Annotated in this window: 20 protein-coding genes; 7 read left to right on the top strand and 13 right to left on the bottom strand. The window is 68.7% G+C overall.

The features are described from left to right. The first annotated feature begins 46 nt into the window (after nucleotides 1-46). From RYH80_RS02320 to RYH80_RS02310, 3 genes are all read left to right on the top strand, one after another. Complete coding sequence (locus tag RYH80_RS02320) at nucleotides 47-1,192, top strand: deoxyhypusine synthase (RefSeq protein ID WP_370904633.1); 1,146 nt, start codon at nucleotides 47-49, stop codon at nucleotides 1,190-1,192. Between the two features lie 118 nt (nucleotides 1,193-1,310). Further along, nucleotides 1,311-1,541 (top strand): hypothetical protein, encoded by a 231-nt coding sequence (locus RYH80_RS02315; RefSeq protein WP_370902244.1) that lies wholly within the window; start codon nucleotides 1,311-1,313, stop codon nucleotides 1,539-1,541. After that, nucleotides 1,538-1,930 (top strand): PIN domain-containing protein, encoded by a 393-nt coding sequence (locus tag RYH80_RS02310; RefSeq protein WP_370902243.1) that lies wholly within the window; start codon nucleotides 1,538-1,540, stop codon nucleotides 1,928-1,930. The genes RYH80_RS02315 and RYH80_RS02310 overlap by 4 nt, the downstream gene beginning before the upstream one ends. A gap of 8 nt (nucleotides 1,931-1,938) precedes the next feature. Here the strand turns inward: RYH80_RS02310 and RYH80_RS02305 are convergent, their stop codons facing one another. From RYH80_RS02305 to RYH80_RS02285, 5 genes are all read right to left on the bottom strand, one after another. Beyond that, the gene (locus RYH80_RS02305; protein ID WP_370902242.1) at nucleotides 1,939-3,186 is read right to left on the bottom strand and encodes an inorganic phosphate transporter; all 1,248 of its coding nucleotides are present in this window, start codon (nucleotides 3,184-3,186) and stop codon (nucleotides 1,939-1,941) included. A gap of 100 nt (nucleotides 3,187-3,286) precedes the next feature. Beyond that, complete coding sequence (locus RYH80_RS02300) at nucleotides 3,287-4,171, bottom strand: NmrA/HSCARG family protein (protein ID WP_370902241.1); 885 nt, start codon at nucleotides 4,169-4,171, stop codon at nucleotides 3,287-3,289. A 189-nt stretch (nucleotides 4,172-4,360) separates the two neighbouring features. Further along, nucleotides 4,361-4,492: a hypothetical protein gene (locus RYH80_RS02295; RefSeq protein WP_370902240.1), complete on the bottom strand. Its 132-nt coding sequence runs from the start codon at nucleotides 4,490-4,492 to the stop codon at nucleotides 4,361-4,363. A 305-nt stretch (nucleotides 4,493-4,797) separates the two neighbouring features. Then, on the bottom strand, nucleotides 4,798-5,907 hold the full coding sequence (locus tag RYH80_RS02290; protein ID WP_370902239.1) for a M48 family metallopeptidase: 1,110 nt from the start codon (nucleotides 5,905-5,907) through the stop codon (nucleotides 4,798-4,800). Nucleotides 5,908-6,217: 310 nt separating this feature from the next. Next, a complete protein-coding gene (locus RYH80_RS02285) occupies nucleotides 6,218-8,494 on the bottom strand; it encodes a DUF4350 domain-containing protein (RefSeq protein WP_370902238.1) in 2,277 nt (758 codons plus the stop codon). A 261-nt stretch (nucleotides 8,495-8,755) separates the two neighbouring features. Here RYH80_RS02285 and RYH80_RS02280 point away from each other — a divergent pair, with 261 nt between their 5' ends. Both RYH80_RS02280 and RYH80_RS02275 read left to right on the top strand, forming a co-directional pair. Then, nucleotides 8,756-9,676 carry a GAF domain-containing protein gene (locus RYH80_RS02280; RefSeq protein WP_370902236.1) on the top strand — a complete coding sequence of 307 codons (921 nt, stop codon included), beginning with the start codon at nucleotides 8,756-8,758 and terminating at the stop codon, nucleotides 9,674-9,676. Next, nucleotides 9,673-10,386 (top strand): DUF7504 family protein, encoded by a 714-nt coding sequence (locus RYH80_RS02275; RefSeq protein WP_370902235.1) that lies wholly within the window; start codon nucleotides 9,673-9,675, stop codon nucleotides 10,384-10,386. The genes RYH80_RS02280 and RYH80_RS02275 overlap by 4 nt, the downstream gene beginning before the upstream one ends. A 79-nt stretch (nucleotides 10,387-10,465) precedes the next feature. On the opposite strand, the gene RYH80_RS02270 is transcribed toward RYH80_RS02275, so the two are convergent. The 6 genes from RYH80_RS02270 to RYH80_RS02245 form a co-directional block, all read right to left on the bottom strand. Next, nucleotides 10,466-11,086 carry a class I SAM-dependent methyltransferase gene (locus RYH80_RS02270; RefSeq protein WP_370902234.1) on the bottom strand — a complete coding sequence of 207 codons (621 nt, stop codon included), beginning with the start codon at nucleotides 11,084-11,086 and terminating at the stop codon, nucleotides 10,466-10,468. 105 nt (nucleotides 11,087-11,191) lie between these two features. After that, nucleotides 11,192-12,253: a nicotinate-nucleotide--dimethylbenzimidazole phosphoribosyltransferase gene (locus tag RYH80_RS02265; RefSeq protein ID WP_370902233.1), complete on the bottom strand. Its 1,062-nt coding sequence runs from the start codon at nucleotides 12,251-12,253 to the stop codon at nucleotides 11,192-11,194. A 94-nt stretch (nucleotides 12,254-12,347) separates the two neighbouring features. Then, the gene (locus tag RYH80_RS02260; protein ID WP_370902232.1) at nucleotides 12,348-13,007 is read right to left on the bottom strand and encodes a cob(I)yrinic acid a,c-diamide adenosyltransferase; all 660 of its coding nucleotides are present in this window, start codon (nucleotides 13,005-13,007) and stop codon (nucleotides 12,348-12,350) included. 126 nt (nucleotides 13,008-13,133) lie between these two features. After that, complete coding sequence (locus RYH80_RS02255; RefSeq protein WP_370902231.1) at nucleotides 13,134-13,292, bottom strand: hypothetical protein; 159 nt, start codon at nucleotides 13,290-13,292, stop codon at nucleotides 13,134-13,136. Between the two features lie 149 nt (nucleotides 13,293-13,441). Then, nucleotides 13,442-14,071 carry a rhomboid family intramembrane serine protease gene (locus RYH80_RS02250; protein ID WP_370902230.1) on the bottom strand — a complete coding sequence of 210 codons (630 nt, stop codon included), beginning with the start codon at nucleotides 14,069-14,071 and terminating at the stop codon, nucleotides 13,442-13,444. A gap of 103 nt (nucleotides 14,072-14,174) precedes the next feature. Beyond that, entirely contained in the window at nucleotides 14,175-15,185 is a 1,011-nt protein-coding gene (locus RYH80_RS02245) for an aldo/keto reductase (protein ID WP_370902229.1), read from the bottom strand. Between the two features lie 261 nt (nucleotides 15,186-15,446). Here RYH80_RS02245 and RYH80_RS02240 point away from each other — a divergent pair, with 261 nt between their 5' ends. Then, a complete protein-coding gene (locus RYH80_RS02240; RefSeq protein ID WP_370902228.1) occupies nucleotides 15,447-16,394 on the top strand; it encodes a DNA-3-methyladenine glycosylase family protein in 948 nt (315 codons plus the stop codon). Between the two features lie 111 nt (nucleotides 16,395-16,505). On the opposite strand, the gene RYH80_RS02235 is transcribed toward RYH80_RS02240, so the two are convergent. Next, nucleotides 16,506-17,762: a threonine synthase gene (locus RYH80_RS02235; protein WP_370902227.1), complete on the bottom strand. Its 1,257-nt coding sequence runs from the start codon at nucleotides 17,760-17,762 to the stop codon at nucleotides 16,506-16,508. Between the two features lie 415 nt (nucleotides 17,763-18,177). Here RYH80_RS02235 and RYH80_RS02230 point away from each other — a divergent pair, with 415 nt between their 5' ends. Then, nucleotides 18,178-20,118 (top strand): vanadium-dependent haloperoxidase, encoded by a 1,941-nt coding sequence (locus RYH80_RS02230; protein ID WP_370902226.1) that lies wholly within the window; start codon nucleotides 18,178-18,180, stop codon nucleotides 20,116-20,118. A 64-nt stretch (nucleotides 20,119-20,182) separates the two neighbouring features. Here RYH80_RS02230 and RYH80_RS02225 read toward each other — a convergent pair whose 3' ends face one another. After that, the gene (locus RYH80_RS02225) at nucleotides 20,183-20,581 is read right to left on the bottom strand and encodes a winged helix-turn-helix transcriptional regulator (protein WP_370902224.1); all 399 of its coding nucleotides are present in this window, start codon (nucleotides 20,579-20,581) and stop codon (nucleotides 20,183-20,185) included. Nucleotides 20,582-20,628: the final 47 nt, after the last annotated feature.

The raw sequence follows: 20,628 nt of genomic DNA, 5'->3' as shown, positions 1-20,628 counted from the left end.
GGAGAGTACCGGCGACGAGGAGACGTACGAGCCGCCCGAGCGGGAGTTGTTCGAGGACGATCCGGTCGGCCACGCGACCGTCGCCGGGGGGATGACGGTCGCCGAACTCGTCGAGCAGTACGGGGACGCCGGGATCGGCGCCGCGGCGGTCAACGAGGCGGCCGACGTGACCGCCGAGATGCTTGGGAACGACGACTGTACCGTCTTCCTCTCGCTGGCGGGTGCGATGGTGCCGACCGGGATGCGGCGGATCGTCGCTGACCTGATCCGCGACGGCTACGTCGACGCCCTGATCACCACGGGCGCGAACCTCACTCACGACGCCATCGAGGCCATCGGCGGGAAACACCACCACGGCGACGAGGGACCGGGTCACGCTGCACAGTACGACCACGGCGGACACGGTCACGACCACGGTGAACACGATCACGGTGGACACGGTCACGACGGACGCGGAGGCTACGGCGAACACGCAGACGGTGACGACGCGGACGACGATCCGGGCGCGGAGACCGACCGGGACACGGACGACGAGCCGGCGACGTTGCGTGACCACGACGAACGGCTCCGTGCAGAGGAGGTCGACCGGATCTACGACGTCTACCTCCCGCAAGAACACTTCGCGCTGTTCGAGTCGCACCTCCGCGAGGAGGTGTTCCCGCCGCTGGCCGAGGAGGGGACGGTCTCGATCGCTCGCCTGTGTGAACAACTGGGTCGCGCGAACGCCGCGGTGAACGAACGTGAGGAGATCGACGAGGGGCCGGGCGTCGCCGCGGCGGCCTACGAACACGACGTGCCGATCTACTGTCCCGCGGTGCAAGACTCCGTGCTCGGACTCCAGGCGTGGATGTACACCCAGACGAGCGACATGCGCTTGGACGCGACGGCCGACATGACGCCGCTGACGGACCAGGCGTTCGACGCCGACGACGCCGGCTGTCTCCTCGTCGGCGGCGGCGTCCCGAAGAACTTCACCCTCCAGACGATGCTCGTCACGCCCCGGGCGTACGACTACGCCGTCCAGATCACGATGGACCCCGAGGCGACCGGTGGGCTCTCCGGCGCGACGCTGGAGGAGGCCCGCTCGTGGGGGAAACTGGAGACCGACGCCCGCAACGCCTCGGTGTACGGGGACGCGACGGTGTTCCTCCCGCTACTCGTCGCGGCGGCGCGCGAACGCATCGAAGGGTGAGGGCGTCGAGGGCGGGTGTGTGAGTGTCCGTTCGTCGGCTTCCAGAGCCGTCGGACCCCGTGTGATACCCTATCCGACCACCGACCGATTCAAATGCGTGTATACAAGAGTATACGACGTGAGCAAATCAGTTCGGATCTCGGAGGAGTTCCACGCCTTCGTCGCCGCCCACAATAGAGACGACGAGACGATGGAAGAGACACTCCGGCGACTCGTCGGTGGGCCAGACCCGTCGCAGGTCGCTGGAATCCTGTCCGACGACACTGCGGCGGCGATGCGTGACCGGATCGACGAGAAGACGGCGACTGGCGTCGAGTCGAAGCGCGACCTGCGGGAGCGGTTCGAGTGATCCTCGACACGTCGTTCCTGATCGACCTGTTCGACGGGCGAGATGCAGCCTTCGAGAAGGGGACCGAACTCTCTGCGTCGGACCGAGTGCAACGTGTCCCCGCCCCAGTCGTCACAGAGCTCTCGTACGGCGCCGCGTTCGGCGACGAGGGGGAGGTGCGACGTGTCCACAACGCACTCCAGATGTACCCCGTCGTCGAACAAGACGAGGGAGTCGCCCGTCGTGCCGGGGAACTGCTCGCGGCGGCCGACGAGCGGGCCGGCGGCGAGAGTGGTGTCGACACTGTCGACTCGATGGTGGCTGCAGTCGCCGATCTACACGGAGAACCAGTGTTGACCGACAACGTCACCGACTTCGAGCGACTCGACGTGTCGGTCGAGTCGTACTGAGACCCCACTCACACCACCAGCAGGAACAGCGGGTACGACCCGACGACGGCGAGGGTGGGTGTCGCGACCCACAGCAGGACGATCCGCTTCGCGGCGGCGGGGTCGAACAGACTCTCTGCGGCCAGCGTGTCGTCGTCCGGCTCCCCGATCTCGGGGACACTCGGCGATCCACCGTCGGGTGCCGTCGGCGTCTCACCCTCGGCCAACTCCCCGACGGTCGGACTCGTCGGCGCGGCGTCCGGTTCGGCGGCCTTCAGTGATCCCGTCGACCCCGCAACCTCCGGCGTCGGCTCGGGCGAGGGTGTCGCCAGGTCCGTCAGCGTCGCGGCCCGACTCGCTCGACCCCACCCGAGACCGATGATACAACACGTCGTCGAGACGGCGAGACTGGCGGGGATGCCCAGCGCCGAGAGCACCGTGATGATCGTCCCGCCGACGACGGAGACGATCAGGGCGGCGAGGATCGGCAGTTCGGTGATGTCGTCACCGACCGTGTCGAGCGTCCGGCGCGCGATAGTGAACCCGCCGAGACCGAACGCGCCGACGGCTAAGAGGACACCCACGTCGACGCTCAGCGGCCCCTGCGATCCCACGAGCGGCGCCACGGCGTTCGCGGCGTTCGAGGCGCCCGCGGAGAAACCCATGTAACAGGCGATGGCGACGACCGCGAGCGAGCCCACGAGGTCCCGCGGCGAGGCGTTCCGGTTGAGACTGGGTCTGGGAACCGTCCCCGTGCGGTCGAGTTGGACGAGGTGGTCGTCGAGCCGCGTGAACGCCACGCGCCGGTCGAGGTGCGGGTAGAGGTAGCGCCCGATCACGGCGCCGGTGGCGAACCCGACCAGCGGGGCGACGATCCACGCCGAGAGGATGGTGAACATCAGTGCCTCGTTCAACGACCCCGTGGCGAGCCCGAGGCCGACGATGGCGCCGACGGCCGTCATCGACGTAGAGGCGGGGACGCCGTAGAGGTTCGAGATCAGCAAGGAGAGCCCGGTGAAGAACAGGACGCCGACGCTCGCGAGCGGCGAGAACTGCGCCGCCGGGACGATACTGCTGCTCATCGTGTCGATCACGTTCCTGCCGACCGTCCACGCCCCGACGAGTGCGAACAGCGTGAACAGCGCCGCGGCGGTCACTTTCCGCACCAGTCGTCCACCCACCGCCGGGCCGAAGGCGACGCCAGTGGAGGAGCCACCGATGTTGAATCCGACGAACACCGCGACCGCGATCCCGACCGCCCCGAGTAGCGTCAGCATGTGCTGGTCGGGTGGGGTCACGTCGGGCACAAAAGTCTGTTCGTCGGGCGAGCACGTCCGCCCACAGTCGTCTCCTCGGCCAGTGTAGAGTGGTTCGCTCTCAGTTCACCGCGGTGCCGACCGGCTTCCAGACCTCGCTCTCGGCGAGGTACGTCTCCAGGTCGGTCGTCTCGATGCCGTACTCCGCGCGGAGTGCGTCCGGGTCCACGTCGTAGCCGACCTCGTCGAACCAGACGAACATGTCGGCCATCTCGTCGCCCGCGGCGGCGCGGTAGTCGTCGACGTCGAGTGCGATCGGCTCCACCTCGCGCCCGAGCGCGTCGGCGAACGCCGCCGCCATCTCGGCGGTCGTCAGCGAGTCGCCGGCGAGGGTGATCGTCTCGCCGAGGAACCGCTCGGGGTCGGCCAGCGCCGCGGCGGCGGCCCGGCCGATGTCGCGGGCGTCCACGACCGCGAGTTCCGTCTCGGGGGACAGCGCCAGCGGGAGCCGTCCGTCCTCGATCTCCGAGCGGAGCATCGCCTCGAAGTTCTGCAGGAAGAACACCGGGCGCAGCACGGTCGCCGGGAGGCCCAACTCGGCGACGTACGCCTCCACGTCGGCCTTCGACTCGAAGTGTGCCAGCCCCGTGTCGGCGTCCGCGCTCCCGACGGAGCTGAGGACGAAGTGCTCGACGCCCGCCTCCAGGGCGGCGTCGGCCAGGGTGATCCCCTGCTCACGTTCCGCCTCGGGGCCGGCCTCGAAGAACGTCGTCACGGCGAAGACGGCGTCCATCCCGTCGACGGCCGTCCGCATCGCGTCGGCGTCGGTCATGTCGCCCTCGACGAGGGTCACACCGCGGGCGTCCAGTGCCGTCGCGGCGTCGCTGCTCGCGTCGCGTGTCAGGCCGAAGACCTCGAACTCGCCGTACTCGCCGCCGAGAAGACTGTCGATCACTGCGCCGCCCTGGGTGCCCGTCGCACCGGTCACGAGAATGTTCGTTGCCATACTACAGTAGACGCTCGGAGAGGTGATAAAGCAGTAGTGAGCCGTGTGCGCACGGTTCTCGGCGGGTTCGGGGTGGCCGGTGTCGGGGGCCGGGTGTTGGTGGGTGACCGTGTTCGGGTGTGGGTGCCTGTGTGCAGGTGTGGGCGGGTGGCCGTGTGTGGGTCCGCGTGTGCTCTCGCGGGCGCGGTCTCACCAGGTCTGACCCACGTCGCGGACGTGCGCCTCCAGTGCCGCCTCGTCGTCGAACCACTCCCCGCAGACGGCACACTGGTACCGGCTCTCGTCGGCGCCCCGCGTGTCCGTGTGGTTCTCTGCGTTCACGCGTGTCACGTACTCGCACGGCAAGTATCAGTGTACCGGCCAGGTGCGTCGCTCGCGCACGGCGGATGTGTAGTGACTCGTGTGGTGGTGGTGGATCGGGCGTCGCGTCCCGTGGTCGCATCGGAGGGGAACGCACTTGCCTGCGGCCGGCAGAGTTGGCGGTGGCCGATGACGAGGCGCCGGGCCGAGCCGGCTGGCACCCGGCGACGACGAGCCCTATGAGTGCCGAGGCCACCGACGTATCGTGTGTCCGAGCACCTAGAGACCCGAACCGGAGGGCAGACCAGTCGGTGTTCGGTGTGGAGTCACTCCCGCTCTTGTCGCGCAGCTAGTCGCTTCAGTCGATCCACACGCTCGCTCGTCGGTGGGTGAGTCTCGAGCGACCCAGTCGACTCGCCGACGGTCTCGGGTGGCAGGATGTCGAGCACGGCGAGTGTCTCCTCCCACTCGCGGCGGTCCATCTCCGGCTTCGAACGATCGGTGTCGAGTTTCGTGAGTGCAGTCGCCAGTGCAGACGGGTGGCCGGTCAGTGCCACGCTCCCGCGGTCTGCCGCGTACTCCCGGCCGACCGAGAGGACTCTCACCCCTACCCGCGCACACAGACGGAGCGGACGGAAGAACAGGTGCTTCAGCAGTATCCGTATCAGTCGGCTGAGTTGCCGGAGCACCGGCAACCGGGTCACCGGCCGTTCTTCCAGCCTGGTCATCTCGCGGTCGAGGACGTACAACGGTGTGAACGCCGCCATCGACAGGCGGATGTCGTTGTTCGCGAGATGACTGATCTCGTGTGCCAGCACTGCAGCCTGTTCGTTCTCGTCGAGTCGTTCGAGGAGCCCCGTCGAGACGACGACGATCGCGTCACCACCACTCCCGAGTGTGAACGACTCCGGCCGGTCGGTATCGGTGACGTACACCGTCGGCCGCTCGATGTCGACCTGCTGAGCGAGTCGGGCCGCCGTCGCGGCGACCTCGGGAGCCGACTCCGTCGCCGGGGTACCTGCCTCCGTAATCGTCTCCACGATCCGTTCGACGGTCTTGCGCGTCCGGTCGCGCCACGACCAGAGCGTGAGGTACGCACCGAACGGGAGCACGACGACGATCACGAGGAGGACCGCTGGGTTCGACGTGGGTACCAGCGCTGCAACCTCGGTCCCCCAGACGTACAGTCCAGCCACACCCGTAGCGACCGTCAGCAGAGTCGGCACGTCCTCCAGAACGTCACCGACCGGGAGCGCCTCGGCGTTGACCGTCACGGCGGTCCCGATCAGCACGACGACCCCACCCACCAACCCACTCGTGGGTGACACCCCGACCAACTTCGAGATCGGTGGTGGCGTGATCGAGACGCCGCTCTCTCCGATCGTGAGGAGGAGTTCGACCACGCCGAACCGATCGAGTACGGCGAACAGGAACATACCGAACACTACGGTGAAGAACGCCCACAGAAGTACCACGACCGGAACTAACACGATCATCGCGACACCCATCCGGGCGGCGAGAGCCACTCTACGACGATATTCGATCATACGTACGGGATCACCGAGCTCACTCCGAGTAGCGCCGTCGGGCGGTTCGAGAGTCTACCGTCCGGACTCTGTCGTGGTCGTAACCCGAGAAATATCATAAATTTATCGACCGGGACGCATCTCTCCCACGAGCGCCGACGGCGCCTCCGAGGAGATCACGGGCGAAGCCGTGCCGAGCGGAGACCCCAGACGGCTTCCCTCACTCAGAGCCGCGCCCACGCACGGCAGCGGGCAGCGGCGCGCGGCCGTGCCGAATCGCACTCCGACCGGGTGCCGTCTCGCGGTCGTCGCCACGACCTCGCCCGCGACCGCGACCGGACCCGCGCCCGCGGTCGACGGTGCCGCCCTCACCCTCGTTCTCGTCGTAGGCTGGCGCCGCGACGGGCACGTCCGTCGCGACCGGGAGCGTCGCCTCGCCGGCGTTCGTCTCGGGGTCGTCGACGACACCCTCGCCGAGGCGGAGCGTCGTGTCCAGCTCCGCGAGCAACTCGTTGGTCACCGCGCGGTCCGCGTCGCGGCCGGCGAAGACGACCACGCAGCCGCCACCGCGGCGGAAGCGGTTCACCGCGTCCAACTCCGCGTCGGAGAACCCCGTCGTCGGCGCGGAGACGAACAGGACTCGCCCGGAAGAGAGCTTGCTCGTCGCGAGGTCGTTGTACTGGGTCAGCGTCTCGTCGAGTCCCTCCAGGTAGCGCCCGAAGAAGGCGGCGTCCTCGGCACTCACCGAGCGGTCCGCGCCGAACTGGCCGTGACCGCCGTCGATCAGGTACCCGCCCGCACGGGTGGTGAGCCGCTCGGCGAGCCCGGCCGCGAACTGGTAGCCGTCGTACGCCGTCGGGTCGTCGACGGGCGTGTCGTCCTCGCCGTAGTCCTCGTCCAACAGCTGCCCGCCGACGAGCGCGACGCTCGCGCGGTCGTCGACGGCCGCCAGCGGTGCCCCGCCGCGACTCGCCGACTCGCTCGCGCGTGCGACCACCGACACGTCCTCGGCCGGACCGCGGCCGCTCCCGGAACCACCACTGTCACTGGCGCCGTCGGCAGTCGTCACGGGCGCCGCACGGGGGACGAAGATCTGGTCGACACGCGCCGGGCGGTCCGCGAGCGCCGGTGCGGCGTCTACGTCGCTCTCCGCCCAGACGCCTCGGCCCTCGCGTCGAGCCCGCTGCTCCAGTGCGAGGAAAGCGTCGTGACGGGAGAACCCGGAGTCGTACACGCGGCCGTACCCCTCGCGGACGATGCGGCGGTTGTAGCTCGTGTCGCGGCTGCCGTCGCCGTCCGCGTCGTAGTAGAGGTACGAGAGCAGGCGCCCGAACCCACCGCGGAGGTCCGCCTCGGCGTCGAACGCCAACTCGACCGTCTCGCCGGCCAACTGCTCGCGGGCGAACGTCGAGGCGGCCTCGCCGCGCTCCGCGAGGTAGTCGTCGTCGTCGATCCCCTCCCACTCGGCGCGCAACTCCGCGGGCAGGAACGTCTCGGGGGTGTCGATCCCGAGCAGGCGCACCTCGTCGACGTAGCCGTTCTGGAACTGCACGTCGACGGTGTCACCGTCGGCCACGTCGAGCACGTCCACCGTGTACCGCCGGCCGCGCTCCAACTCCGGCGGGGCGATCCCCGGCCGATCCGCGAAGTACGGGAACGAAGTGTCGAACGCGTCCGTGCTCGGGACGAAGAAGATGCCCGCGTTGTTCGCGAAGTCGAGCACCTGGTCGTCGTTGAACCGGAACGGCGCGTCGACGGCCACACAGACCTCGTTGAGGTTCGCCGGCTGGTTGAACCCGCCGAAGTCGGACTGGCCGAACAACAACAGCGTCCCGCCGTCGGCGACGAACGACGCCACCGCGTCCAACTCCGCGTCCGTGAACGACTCCGCCGGCGTGGTGACGACCGCCGCGGTCACGTCGTCGCCGTCGAGATCCGCCGCCAGCGACTCCGTCCCGACCACGTCGTACCCCTCGTTCTCGACGTACCCGGTGAACGCGAGGTGTTTCGACGTGTCGAAGAACTGGCCGTGGCCCTCGTCCCACAACACGGTGCCGGTGCCGGCCTCCTCGTCGAGGACGTTCGCGACGAACTCCTCGTTGCCCGCGTCTCGGAAGCCGGTCCCGTCCTGCAGGAACACCGCACCGACCGCGACGACCCCGTCCGCCGCCGCGACCAACGGAATATCCGTGTCGTCCGGGTACGGCGTGAACAGGTCGGAGTCGTCACCGTTCGCGTCCTCGTTGAACGCCGTCGACTCGGCCGTCGCGACGACGTACTCTGGATCGCCGGTGACCGGCTCCTCGTCGGCGTCCAAGAGACTACACGTCGAGTCGAACGCCAACGGGTCGATCCGGCCGGTCGCCGTGTCGACCGTCGCACGCGACTCCCGTGTGACCGCCCGCTCGGTTGGCTCTCCGTCGTCGGCCGCCGCCGCGCGACCGACCGCCGCAGTACTCCCCGCTCCGAGTGCCGCCAAGAGGTGTCTCCGTCGCACGGGTGTCGCCTCGGGAGGCCCTCACCTCAATCTGACCATGTCGACTCGGATCGACTATGTACCACTCGGGAGAAACCCGAGAGGTGTCGGGTGGAATCCAGTCGGTACGAGTCGGAAGCCTCGCCGGGTGAGCGGTGGGTGCCACGACCCACCCGGCGTCGGCCGTCCGCCGTCGACCGCCCGTCGCGGCGAGGCGTTCTCGTCGCTGATAGCGCGGGCGGCACGTACAAACCACCGGGCCCGAAGGGGGAACCGAGACGAATGCTGACACACCGAATCCTCTGTGTCGACCCAGACACGGAGGCACGCGCGGACACCGCGGCGGAACTCCGCACGGAGCTGTCGGACCTCGACCCGACGGTCGAGACGGCCGACGGGGTCGCCGAGGCGGAGGCCGCACTCGACGAGCCCGTCGCGGCCGTCGTCACGGAGTACGACCTCCCGGACGGCTCCGGCTTCGACGTGATCGACGCCGCGAAAGACGCCAGTCCGGACGCGGGCTGTGTCCTCTACACCGACACGGACCCGGACACCATCGACACCACGGCGATCCGGGGGACGATCACGGAGTACGTCGGGAAAGACTCCCTGTTCGGCGCCGACCGGCTGGCGCGGCTGATCCGGACGACCGTCGAGACACGCGTGCAGGCGTCGTACCCGCTCCCCCAGAACGAGGACGAACGCCTCGCGGCGCTGCGGTCGTACGACCTCGCGGACGAGGCGCTGATCGACTCGCTGGACCGGATCACGGACCTCGCGGCCACGCACTTCGACGTGTCGCGCGCGTCGATCAACATCATCAACGAACACAGCCAGGACTTCCTCGCCTGTCACGGCGGGGCCACCGAGTGGGAGAGTATGGACCGCGAAGACTCCATCTGTACGTTCACCATCCTCGAAGACGACGACGTGATGACCGTCCCCGACGTGACCGACGACCCGCGCTTCGAGACGCGCTCGGAGACGCTGATCGACATGGGGATCCGCTCGTACATGGGTGCCAACCTCGTGACGAGCGCCGGGCTCCGCATCGGCCCGCTGTGCGTGTACGACGAGGTGCCACGCGAGTTCGACGCCGACGACGAGGCGTACCTCGCGGATCTGGCGGCGGTGGCGGTCGACCTCCTCGAACTCCACTCGCGGGTGGACGCGCCGGCCGCGACGGACGGAGGTGTGCCGTGAGCGCCGACGACGCGAGCGGGGAGCCGGCGGGGTACGTGTTCCCCGACCACCTCCCGATCGAGCCGATCGCGCCGGGGTCGACGGTGCTGGTCGCCGGGCCGGCGTTGAGTCGCTCCGAGGACCTGGCGACGTCGCTGGTGACCGCCGGGAGCGACACGGACCCCCGAGAAGGGATGCTGTTCGTCTCGACGAACATGACCTGCGAGAAGCTCCTGACCGCCTGCGAGCGGCTGGAACCCGGGTTCGCGGCGGACCGCACCGGCGTGATCGACTGTTCCGGCCAGGACTTGGACGAGTACCGCTCGGACCCGCAGGTGAAGGCGGTCTCCACGCAGAGCGACCTCACCGGGATCGGGATGAAGTTCTCGGCGTTGTACGAGTCACTCTACGGCGCGATGGAGGGTGGCCGCGTCCGGACGGGGTTGATCAGCCTCTCCTCGCTGTCGATGTACGTCGACATGCGGTCGCTGTTCCGGTTCGCTCAGACGCTCTCCGGGCGGATCGACAGCGCCGGTGGACTGGGGATCTTCGCCATCGACCCGACGACACACGAACAGAAGACGGTGAACACGTTCAGCCAGGTCGCGGACGGCCGGATCGAGGTCCGGGAGCCCGACGCCGACGTGCCGGCGGACGCCGACGGCGAGGTTCGCGTCCGCGGACTCCCGAACCAGCCGAACGGCTGGCAGCCGTTCTCGCTCGACGAGTGAGACACCACGACTGGGATTCACTCGTCGAGTACGACGACTCGAGGGTCGCTCGTCCGCCGCCACCCACTCGACCGGCCGGTCAGACCCCGAACACGCGCGCCGTGTCGCGATCGTTCACCGTCTCGGGCTCGCGGAGTTCGGTGCAGCCACGCTCGCGGAACACCGCACCCCAGTCGCGGAAGAACAGCGGGATCTCGCCGTCGACGCGCGTGACCTCTCCGGGAGCACCCTCGGAGTAGTCCGCCTGCCCCTCGTTCTCGACCGTACACAGAACCGTCTCGGTGACGCGGACGATCTCGTCGAACACCCACGCCGCGTCCGGGTGGACGTGCTGGAGCGCCTCGACGGAGTAGACGGCGTCGAAGGCGTCGTCCGGGACGGACTCGATCACGTCCTCGACGGCGTCGACGTGGATCGTCGCCGCGTCGGCGGTCTCCGGGTACTCCTCGGCCATCACGTCCACGGCGTCCGGGTTCACTTCGACCCCGGACAGTGACTCGAACCCGTCCGCGTGGAGGTGTGCGAGGTGCCGTCCGGCGCTACACCCCAGTTCCAACACTCGTGCGTCGCGGTCCACGTGCTCGAGCAGTCGCTCGCGCACCCACTCGCTCGTCGCGTCCGGCCCACGGTAGGCGTAGAAGTCCGGAGAGTACGCTCCGGATCGGTCCGCCCACTCGCGCCGGACCTCGTCAGAATCCACACGTACGGTCTCGCCGGCACCCTGAAAGTGTTGCCGGCTCGTGGACGCCGAGCCGGACGTGACTCGACGGCGAGCGACTCGCGACACCGAACCCTCGCGCCGGGATCACTCGACGACGCGGTCGTACACGCCGAGGATCGACTGCCGGAGCCGGTCGGTGCCGACGCCCGCCTCGCTCGCGAGTGCGAGCGTGCCACCGGCACAGACCCCCTCCTTCGCCTCCCCAGCGAGGTAGCCGCTCGTCGCCGGGTGGTCCGGCCGCGCGTCGAACCCGGGGTCGGTCACGCGGAGGGCCAGATCCAGGTCCGCGGCCAACTCCCGGATCGCGGCGGAGTCGTCGGCTGCGATGAACGACGTGGTCGCCAGCTCCAGGTCCGCGGTGATCCCGTCGTGGCGGGCGAGTGCGGCGGCGGCCGCCAGTTGCGTCCCGCCGCCGAGCACCACCCGCGTGTCGCCCGCGACGGCACCGCGGACGAGCCCCCAGACGGCGGCCAGTACGGGGTCGCCGACGGCCGCGACAGCACGCTCGGGGTCGTCGGCCGCGGCCCCTCGCGAGAGCCCGCGCACGTCGAGCGCGTCGGCGACCACTCGCCGTTTCAGTCCCGTCGGGTTCTCCGGGAGCGACGAGGAGACCGCCGCGCGCTCGCCCAGCGCCGCGAGCACCGCCTTCGCCGTCGTCGTCCCACCCGGGATCGTCTCGCCGATCACGAGTCGGTCGACCGGCAGCGACTCGGCGAGCGTCGTCGCACGGTCCCGGATCGCGGCTGCGTCGGGCACCGCCAGGTCGTCCCGCGGGTCGTCACCGGGAGCGGCGTCGAGCGACACCGTCGGCGCGGTGGTGGGTTCGGGCAGTCCTGCGTCGAGGACCGTCGGCGTCGCGACGTACGTGCCAGCCCGTTCTCCGCCGTCGCTCGACTCACCGTTCTCGGCGCCTCGACTCGCCCACAGCGCCTCCAGTGCGCCACGCGAGAGGACGGCGGGCGTCGGCGTCCCCGACGGACTCACGGGGACGACCGGCGCGCCGGCGACGCCGCCGTACGTCAGGATCTCGGCGTCGGCCGCGGGTGTGTGGGCGCGGACACTCGGGTCTGCGCCCGCGGCGGTGATCCCCTCGATCTCGGCGACGCGCGTGCTCCCGGCGGCCAACAGGACGGCGGTCCGTGTCACGGCTCTCGGTCGGAGGGCGCGAGGATTGATCGCTTCGGTCGCGGTGTGGATCGCCTCCTTGAACCGCGACGGTCGCTCGACGGGACTCGACGCCTCAGAACTCCGTCCCCTTGCGTGCGCCCTGCCCGGCGTCGATCGGGTGGTCGTGTTTCCGGACTTCGCTCACGAGGTCGGCGTGGTCCGCGAGGTACGTCGGCTCCTCGTGGCCGCCGGTGAGGACGAGTTCGAGACCGTCGGGTTTCGACTCGATCAGCTCGATCACGTCCGCCGGCTCGACCAGCCCGCGGTTGGCGGCGTAGAGGATCTCGTCGAGGATCAACATGTGGAGCCCGTCCTCGGCGGGGGCGTCCAGCGGGAGGCTCCCGTCGACGGCCTCGCTGGCCGCCAGCAGTTCCTCCGCTCGTGCGAGTGCACCCGCCGCGCGAGCCTCGTGTTCGTCGTCGTCCGACCCGTCGAGGAAGCCGTGCCAGCCGTAGTGACCGCTGTTCTCGTAGCTGATCCCCGGCAGCGCGGCGATGGCGTTGTACTCCCCGCGCACGTCCTCGACGGTCCCGGTGCCACCCTTCATGAACTGGAGCAGGTGGACGCGGTAGCCGTGGCCTGCCGCGCGCACGCCCATCCCGAGCGCGGCTGTCGTCTTCCCCTTCCCGTCGCCCCACCAGGCCTGGACGAGTCCGAACTCGGGCGGCTCGCCCGGCGTGATCTCGCGGGCGACGACGCGGTCCGTCGCCTCGTCTCCGGTGTCGTTGGTCACGTCTCGCGGCAGGTCTGGGACACACTTCGCTCTGGTGGTAGCGTGGTCACTGGGTGGTCGAAGAACGGAGAACGCGAACGACCGGGTCGTCTCGTCGCCGCAGCACCGGCGGCGCGCCGCGAGCCGTCACTCGGCGGACTCGTCCTCGTCGCCGCCGTCGGTGAGGATCTCCACGTCCTCGGCTTCCTCGAAGTCCACGTCGGCGGTCGGCTCCGGCTCAGCCTCCGACTCCTCCTCGTCGTCTGCACGGGTCCACTCCGCGCTGAAGTCTCGGTGGTGACACATGGTACGGTACCACGTGAGAGAGCCACACACATAACGGTTTATCGTGATAGATTCGCGAGGTGTCGCGACTCCGAGAGGTCACTCCCGGGAGGCTCGGACACCCACGGGACGCGAACTGCGGTGCCACTCGTCGTTCGTTGGATCACAGATCACTCGCGGCGGTCGACGTGCAACAGCCGGAGACGCCCCGCGCCGAGCCCGAGGAGGAACCCGACGAGGTGCGCGATCAGCGCGGAGCCGGGGCCGGACAGTGCCACGGCGACGACGACCGCGAGCGCGACGAGCACCGTCGTCACCGCCCACTCCGAGTCCGTGACGGAGTCGAGCGCCTCCAATGCCCACCCGGCGGCGTCGTTGCCGGTGACGGCGTACCCCATCAACGCGAAGACGGCGCCCGAGGCACCCAACACACCAGTCGCGGACAACGACACCAGCCCGCCGAGGACGACCTCCGCGAGCCCGGCGAGTGCGCCCGTGACGACGAAGAACGCGTGGTAGCGCCACCGCGTGGTCACCCGTTCGACGGCGAAGCCGAACAACAACAGCGGGACCAGGTTCCCGACCAGGTGCCCCGGCCCGGCGTGGGCGTACGTCGCCGTCAGCAACGTCCACGGCTTGACGACGAACGCGGGATCGAGCACGAACAGTCCGAGTAGTCCGAGGGCGGTCAACGGCACCTGCAGGAGGAAGACCGCGACCACGACCGCGACCGTCTCGACGGTCGGACTCCGCCCGCCACGGGCGGTCGTCCGGGGGACCAGATCGTCGGCGGCTGCCATACTCGACCGGAGGAATCGCGGCGTCTTCAACCCAGCGGCGGTGTTCGGCGCCCGTGACGGCAAGCGATGGGGGTGACGACCAGATCCGCGTCGACCTGGCGTCTCAGAGGTTCGCGTACGGCCCGTCGTGCGCCTCGGAGAGTCGCTCGACCTGCTCGTCCGAGAGGTCGACCGTCGCGGCGGCGAGGTTCTCCTCCAACTGTTCGACCGTCCGCGCGCCGACGATGGGTGCGGCGACGTCCTCGTGGTGGATCTGCCACGCGAGCGCCACCTGTGCCGGTGTCGCGTCCACCTCGTCGGCAACGGCGTCGAGCACGTCGTGGGTGTCGAAGGCCGCCTCCGTGAGGTAGTTGTCCGCGAAGTGGGGCGACTCGGCGGCCAGCGACTCGCCCGTCAGCCCGTCCTCGCGGTCGTACTTGCCGGTGAGGAACCCCTGTCCGAGCGGACTCCACGGACAGACGCCGATGCCGTACTCGCGAGTCATCTCTAGGTAGTCTCCCTCGATCTCGCGGTCGACGAGGTTGTACCGCGGTTGGGCGACGGTGAACGGTTCCCACCCCTGCTCGCGGGCGATCTCGTTGGCGCGGGCCACCTTCCAGGCGTTCGGGCGCAGCGTCGAGGTGCCCAGATAGTGGACCTTCCCGTCCTCGACGAGCCCGTTCAGCGTCTTCATCAGCTCGTAGGTCGGCGTCTGGTCGTCCCAGCGGTGGATGTACAACACGTCGACGTAGTCCGTGCCGAGTCGTTCGAGCAGGGCGTCGATCCGGTTCCGGACCGTCTTCCGGTTCGTCCCACGGCTGTTCGGGTCGCCGTCGCGGATCTGCCAGAAGATCTTCGAGGCGATCGTGTACCGCTCGCGGTCGCGACTGGACAGCCAGTCGCCGATCCACCGCTCGCTGTCGCCGCCGCCGTAGATGTCGGCGGTGTCGATGTACCGCCCACCGGCCGCTTCGTAGGCGTCCAACAGGTCGTGGGCGCGGCTCTCGCCGATCTCCAGGTTCCCCTCCGCCGTCTCGCGGCCGAACCGCCAGGTGCCGAACTGGAGTTCGCTCGTCTGGAGGCCGGTCTCGCCCAACTGCGTGAACTCGAGGTCGATCTCGTCGAGGTCCGTCATCGTCCGTGCCTACCGCGAGAACCCCGAAAAGCGTTGAGTTCCCGACCCCACGTTCCGCGTCCGGTGTGTCACCACACCACGGGTGTCCCGCGTCACACTCGACGCCTCACGAGTGGCTGGCGTCACACTCGGCGGGTACCGGCGGGGCGTCACACTCGGCGGGTACCGGCGGGGCGTCACACTCGGCGGACACCGGCAGGTGCCGACACCGACGAGAGCGGGATCGAAACCGACAACCGAGCCGCACTCTTGGGACGGACGATGGAGACCGGAGTCGTCCCGCTCGCGGAGATCGACGGACCGTTCGACCTCCAGGCGACCGTCGAGAGCGGCCAGACGTACCTGTGGGACCGCGCGGACGGGAACATGTACGAGGAGCCGGCGGCACGGGGTGGCGACCACTGGTACGAGACCGTCGTCCGCCCGTTCGCGCCGCCCGGCGACGACGAGCCGCTCGTCCCAGAGCCGGCGGTCGTCCGTGTCCGTCAGGTGGGCGACGCGGACGACCCGGACGCGCGACTGGAGTGGGAGTCGAACTGCGACGCGGAGCGGCTGTTGACGCACCTGCTCCGACTCGACGACGACCTGGACGCGATCCTCGACGCGACGCCCGACCTGCCGCTGTTGGCGGACGCGTACGACGCCTTCCACGGGATGCGACTCGTCCGCGACCCGCCGTTCCCGTGTCTGATCTCGTTCATCTGCTCGGCACAGATGCGCGTCTCGCGCATCCACGGGATGCAGATGCGCCTCGCGGAGTCGTTCGGCGACCCGATCACTTTCGACGGGGAGACGTACCACGCCTTCCCGACCCCCGAGCAGTTGGCCGCCCGCACAGAGGACGAACTCCGTGACCTCTCTCTGGGCTACCGCGCGCCGTACGTCCAGCGGACGGCGGAGTTGGTCGCCGACGGAGAGGCACACCCGGCGACGGCGGCGACGATGGCCTACGAGGACGCCCGCGAGTACCTCACCCAGTTCGTCGGCGTCGGCGAGAAGGTGAGCGACTGCGTGTTGCTGTTCTCGCTGGGTTTCCTGGAGGCTGTCCCGTTGGACACTTGGATCAGGACCGCGATCGGGGACTACTTCCCCGAGTGTGACAGGGGGACCTACACGGACACCTCGCGGGCGATCCGCGAACAGTTCGGCGGCGAGTACGCGGGGTACGCACAGACGTACGTCTTCTTCTACCTCCGAACTCGGGAGTGACCAGACCGGGCTCCGACACACCGGTCGACTACACAGGGGTCGCTCACCGTCGCCGTCGATCACTCGCCCGCCGACGAGGAGCTGATCACTCGCTCGCCGACGAGGGGCCGATCACCGGTCCGCCGACGAGGAGCCGATCGAGACCCCGTACTCCGCCTCGGCTCTGTCCACCACGTCGGCGACGACGGCGTCCGGCGCGAGCGTGGGTGCACTCCAGTCGACGCCGTCCTTGTACCCACTCGAACAGGCGAGGGCGACGACGGGGCCGTCGAACGTGGCGCCGAGTTCGCGGAGTCCAGCGACGCCCGCCGCAGCCGAGAACTCCTGCCAGAACCCGCTCTCGCCGAGGCGCTCCTGTGCCTCCGTGGTCGTCGCCTCCGGCACCGGGACGGCGAGTCCGTCGCTCTCTTCGAGTGTCAAGTATCCGCGGTGGGTGCTCCGCGAGCCGCCGATCGAGTGTGCCTCGGACGGGCCGGCGTCGATCTCGACGAGTGGCTGCTCGCGCTCGCGGGCAGCGGAGAGCGCGGCTTGCGTCGCCGGCTCGCAGGCGATCATCTGCGGTGTGGTCTCGACGACGCCGAGCGCCGCCAGCTCCCGGAATCCCTTCCAGACGCCGTACAGCAGTTCGGCGAAGGCGGTCGGCGCGGCGACGGCCGCCGGCACCCCGCCCAACTGGCCCACCGTCTCGTAGGCGATCGTCTTGTACCCCTCCGGGCCGTACGGGTGCCCGGTGTGGACACGCGTCCGACTGGTGGCCGGGTGGAAGCCACGCTCCGCGAGCGCGTCGACGAACCGGACCAGTTGGTCGTGCTCGCCGACCTGGAACACCGCCGCGTCGTACGACCGCACGAACGCCTCCATCGCGGGCGGCGTCCCCGGAACCGTGAAGACCACACGGTCGAGTCCCGCCCGTGCGGCGTGGGCGGCCGCGGAGGCGCCGTGGTTGCCCGTCGACGCGACGACGATCCCGTCGGCGTCGGCACGCACCGCGGCGCTCGTGACGACGCGGTTCAGGCGATCCTTGTGGCTCCACGTCGGATTGCGGCTCTCGTCTTTCACGTAGAGTGTGCCGTCGAGGCCCGCCCAGGATCCCACCTCGGGGACCTCCACGAGTGGTGTCCCACCGGCGTCGAGTCCCGGCCCCGCGAGTGGCGGGAGCAGTGGTGCCCACCGGTCGATTCCCGTACCGATCGGTCGGTCGAACAGCGCCGGGTCGACGGCGTCGTAGTCGTACCCCACACTCAGCGCACGCTGGTCGGACTCGCCCTCCGCGCGCGGGTCGCCGGCCGTCAGTGGCGGCTCCAACGGGAACGTCGTCTCCGGCTCCCCGACCGGGTGTTGGTGAGTCGCCACGGACTCCTCAGACACGGCACTCACCTCCGAGAGCGTGCTCGGATCGGTCGTGGATCGTGCCGTCTGCGCGTACCGGCCTTCGAGCGCCGTCCGTCTCCAGTGTACGAGCAGTGCGTCTCGCCGCGGTTCGATCGGACGAGTTCACGTCTCGGTACGTGTCTCCCTGCAGTGTAACCGTTCGCTACACCGACGTTTTGTATCGAACGTTACAGGTGACGGAGTGTGTCGGCTGTTTCGCCGAGCACCACGTTCTGTACAGTTCGCTCAGCCGTAAGTCCGGGAAACACACATCGCTGTATTATTCGTTACCGAGTATCACATCATTACACACAGTGTCCGTGATCGTGTTCAGCAAATATAATATATATCCCTGCGATAGATCTGCTGTCGCTAGTTGATGTAGATGTCGGGCCTGAAACGAACGACAACAATGTCCGACAGAATCCCAGCAGACGGTTCGGGGCCGTCAGCCGAGCACAGGGGAATCGTTCGCCGGTGGGTGCTTCGGGGGCTCGCCACAGCCGGTTTGGCCGGCGTGGCGAGTGGCAATCCACCCGGCGGTGGAAACGGAAACGGAAACGGAAACGGGAATGGTAACGGCGGGAGCGGCGACGGCCGCGACGATAGTGGTGGCACCGACCCGACGATCAAGAAGCGTGCCACCAACGAGTTCCAAACTAGACGGGACACCGCACGCCAGCAACTGGTAGTCGACGCCGACACGAGCGCACACACGTCGAACGACCGGGTCGCGACAGACGCGGTCGTGGCCAAGTTCGGGAAGTCGCTGGCACACGACGCAGCGACGGGTCTCCCGACGACGACGGCGTACGAAGAACTCGTCTCGGCGACGGAGTCCGGTGGGACGGCGACCGACTTTACCGAGATTACACAGGCGTACGAGGACGCCGAGCCGCCGACCGAGGCGGCGGGTGACGCGGTGACCGTCGACCCGACGGAGCTCGTCGGTGACGGCTTCGACTCGAAGCCGCTGGTCCAGCCGGAGACGGCGTGGACGTATCTGCCGACGGGAGGGTCCACCGCGACGCTCCGGATCGCGGGCCCACCGGCTTTCGACAGCGCCGAGACTGGCGCCGAGATGGTGGAACTCTACTGGCGGGCACTGACTCGCGACGTTCCATTCCACGACTACCCGGACGACGACTTGGTCCAAGCAGCGGCGGCGGAACTCGACACACTGGACGGGTACCGTGGTCCTGGTGCCGACGGGACGGTGACACCACAGAACATCTTCCGTGGGGTCACCCCCGGCGCGACTACCGGCCCGTACGTCTCGCAGTTCCTCTGGAAGGACCGTCCACTCGGCGGCGGTGTCGAGAACCAGCAAATTCGCGTCCAGGCGCCGGGGAGTGACTACATGACGACCGTCGAAGATTGGCTGAAAGTGCAACAGGGGATCGTCCCACCACTCGACGCGTCGTTGCCCGGGAACGAACTTGGATCGGAACGCTACCTCATTACCGGTCGGGACATGTGTGAACGGGTTCACGACGATCCGCCTTTCCGGCAAGTACAGAAGGCCGCACAGGTCCTCATTTTCGGCATGAATGCGCCGCTGGACGACGGCATCCCCTACACCCTCAAACCGTTTGAGAAGCCGAGCGCCAGTCGACGGAACGTGGCGACGTTCACCGAGCAGACGACGCTGCCGTTCAATGACTTCGGGCCGTTGTACGTCGAGAAGCGTATACTCGGTGCGACGGAAGTCGGCCAGAAGATGGCTTGGCACAAGAAGTGGAACGTCCACCGCAGACTCCGTCCCGAAGAGTACGGTGGTCGTGTCGAGGCAGTTCTCGGTTCCGAGCTGTCTACACCGGATGAGGTGGACTTGGAGAGGCTTCTCCCGCAGAACCTCCTCGATTCACAGGCGCTGGCAGAGACACGTGAGCAGTTCGGGAGTTACCTGCTCCCGCAGGCGTACGCGGAGGGTTCGCCAACACACCCCTCGTACCCGGCTGGTCACTCGGTGGTTGCAGGTGCCGGTGTGACGGTCCTGAAGGCGCTGTTCGACGGAGACTACGAGTTCCCCTCGTCGGAAAAGGTCGTTCCGACGCGGGACGGGCAATCGCTCCAGACGGCCACCGAGACAGACGCGATGGGAGTCCGCGAGTCGCTGACCGTACGTGGCGAGTTGAACAAACTCGCCTCCAACATGGCACTCGGCCGGAACCGCGCTGGAATCCACTACCGGAGCGACGGGATCGGCGGCCTCCGACTCGGCGAGACGGCCGCGATCCGGTACCTCGAAGACCAACTGAGTCTCCCACGTCGGGTGCCGGGATACGACGATCTGCAGTTGTCGCTGGAGACGTTCGACGGTGAGTCCGTGACGATCCGACCGACTGTCTGAAACGACAGACGACGACCGGGTCCGACTCCCGACTCACTGCGGCTGTGGAGACCCGAACACACGCTCACAGATCGTGTTCGATCGCCCAGTGGTGGAGGTGCGCGAACACGGGGAACAGTGCCTCGGCGCGCTCGGTGGGTGTGTACTCCACCCGCGGCGGGATCTCGTCGTAGGCGGTCCGGTCGAGCAGCCCCGCCTCGGTGAGTTCCGAGAGACGCGTCGAGAGGGTGTTGGGTGCGATCTCCAGTTCGTCTTCCAGATCGGAGAAGCGGAGCGGTTCCTCGGAGAAGGCGAACGTCGACAACACGGCCATCGCGTGCGCCCGGCCGAGGAGGTCGAGCAGATCCGCGACCGTCGTCTGGATCCGCTCGCGTTCCGCCTCGTCGAACGACTCCTTCAGCGCCCGCGCCTCCTCTCGGGACAGCCCGGCGTCCAGTTCCGGCACCTCCGGCGGTTCGGCCATGCGCCGACTCGGCTCCGGAGCCACTTGTCCCTTCGCGTCTCACCGCA

The organism is Halobaculum sp. MBLA0147 (genome assembly GCF_041361345.1).
Lineage (GTDB): Archaea > Halobacteriota > Halobacteria > Halobacteriales > Haloferacaceae > JAHENP01.
This window is presented reverse-complemented; position numbering and strand designations above follow the sequence as displayed.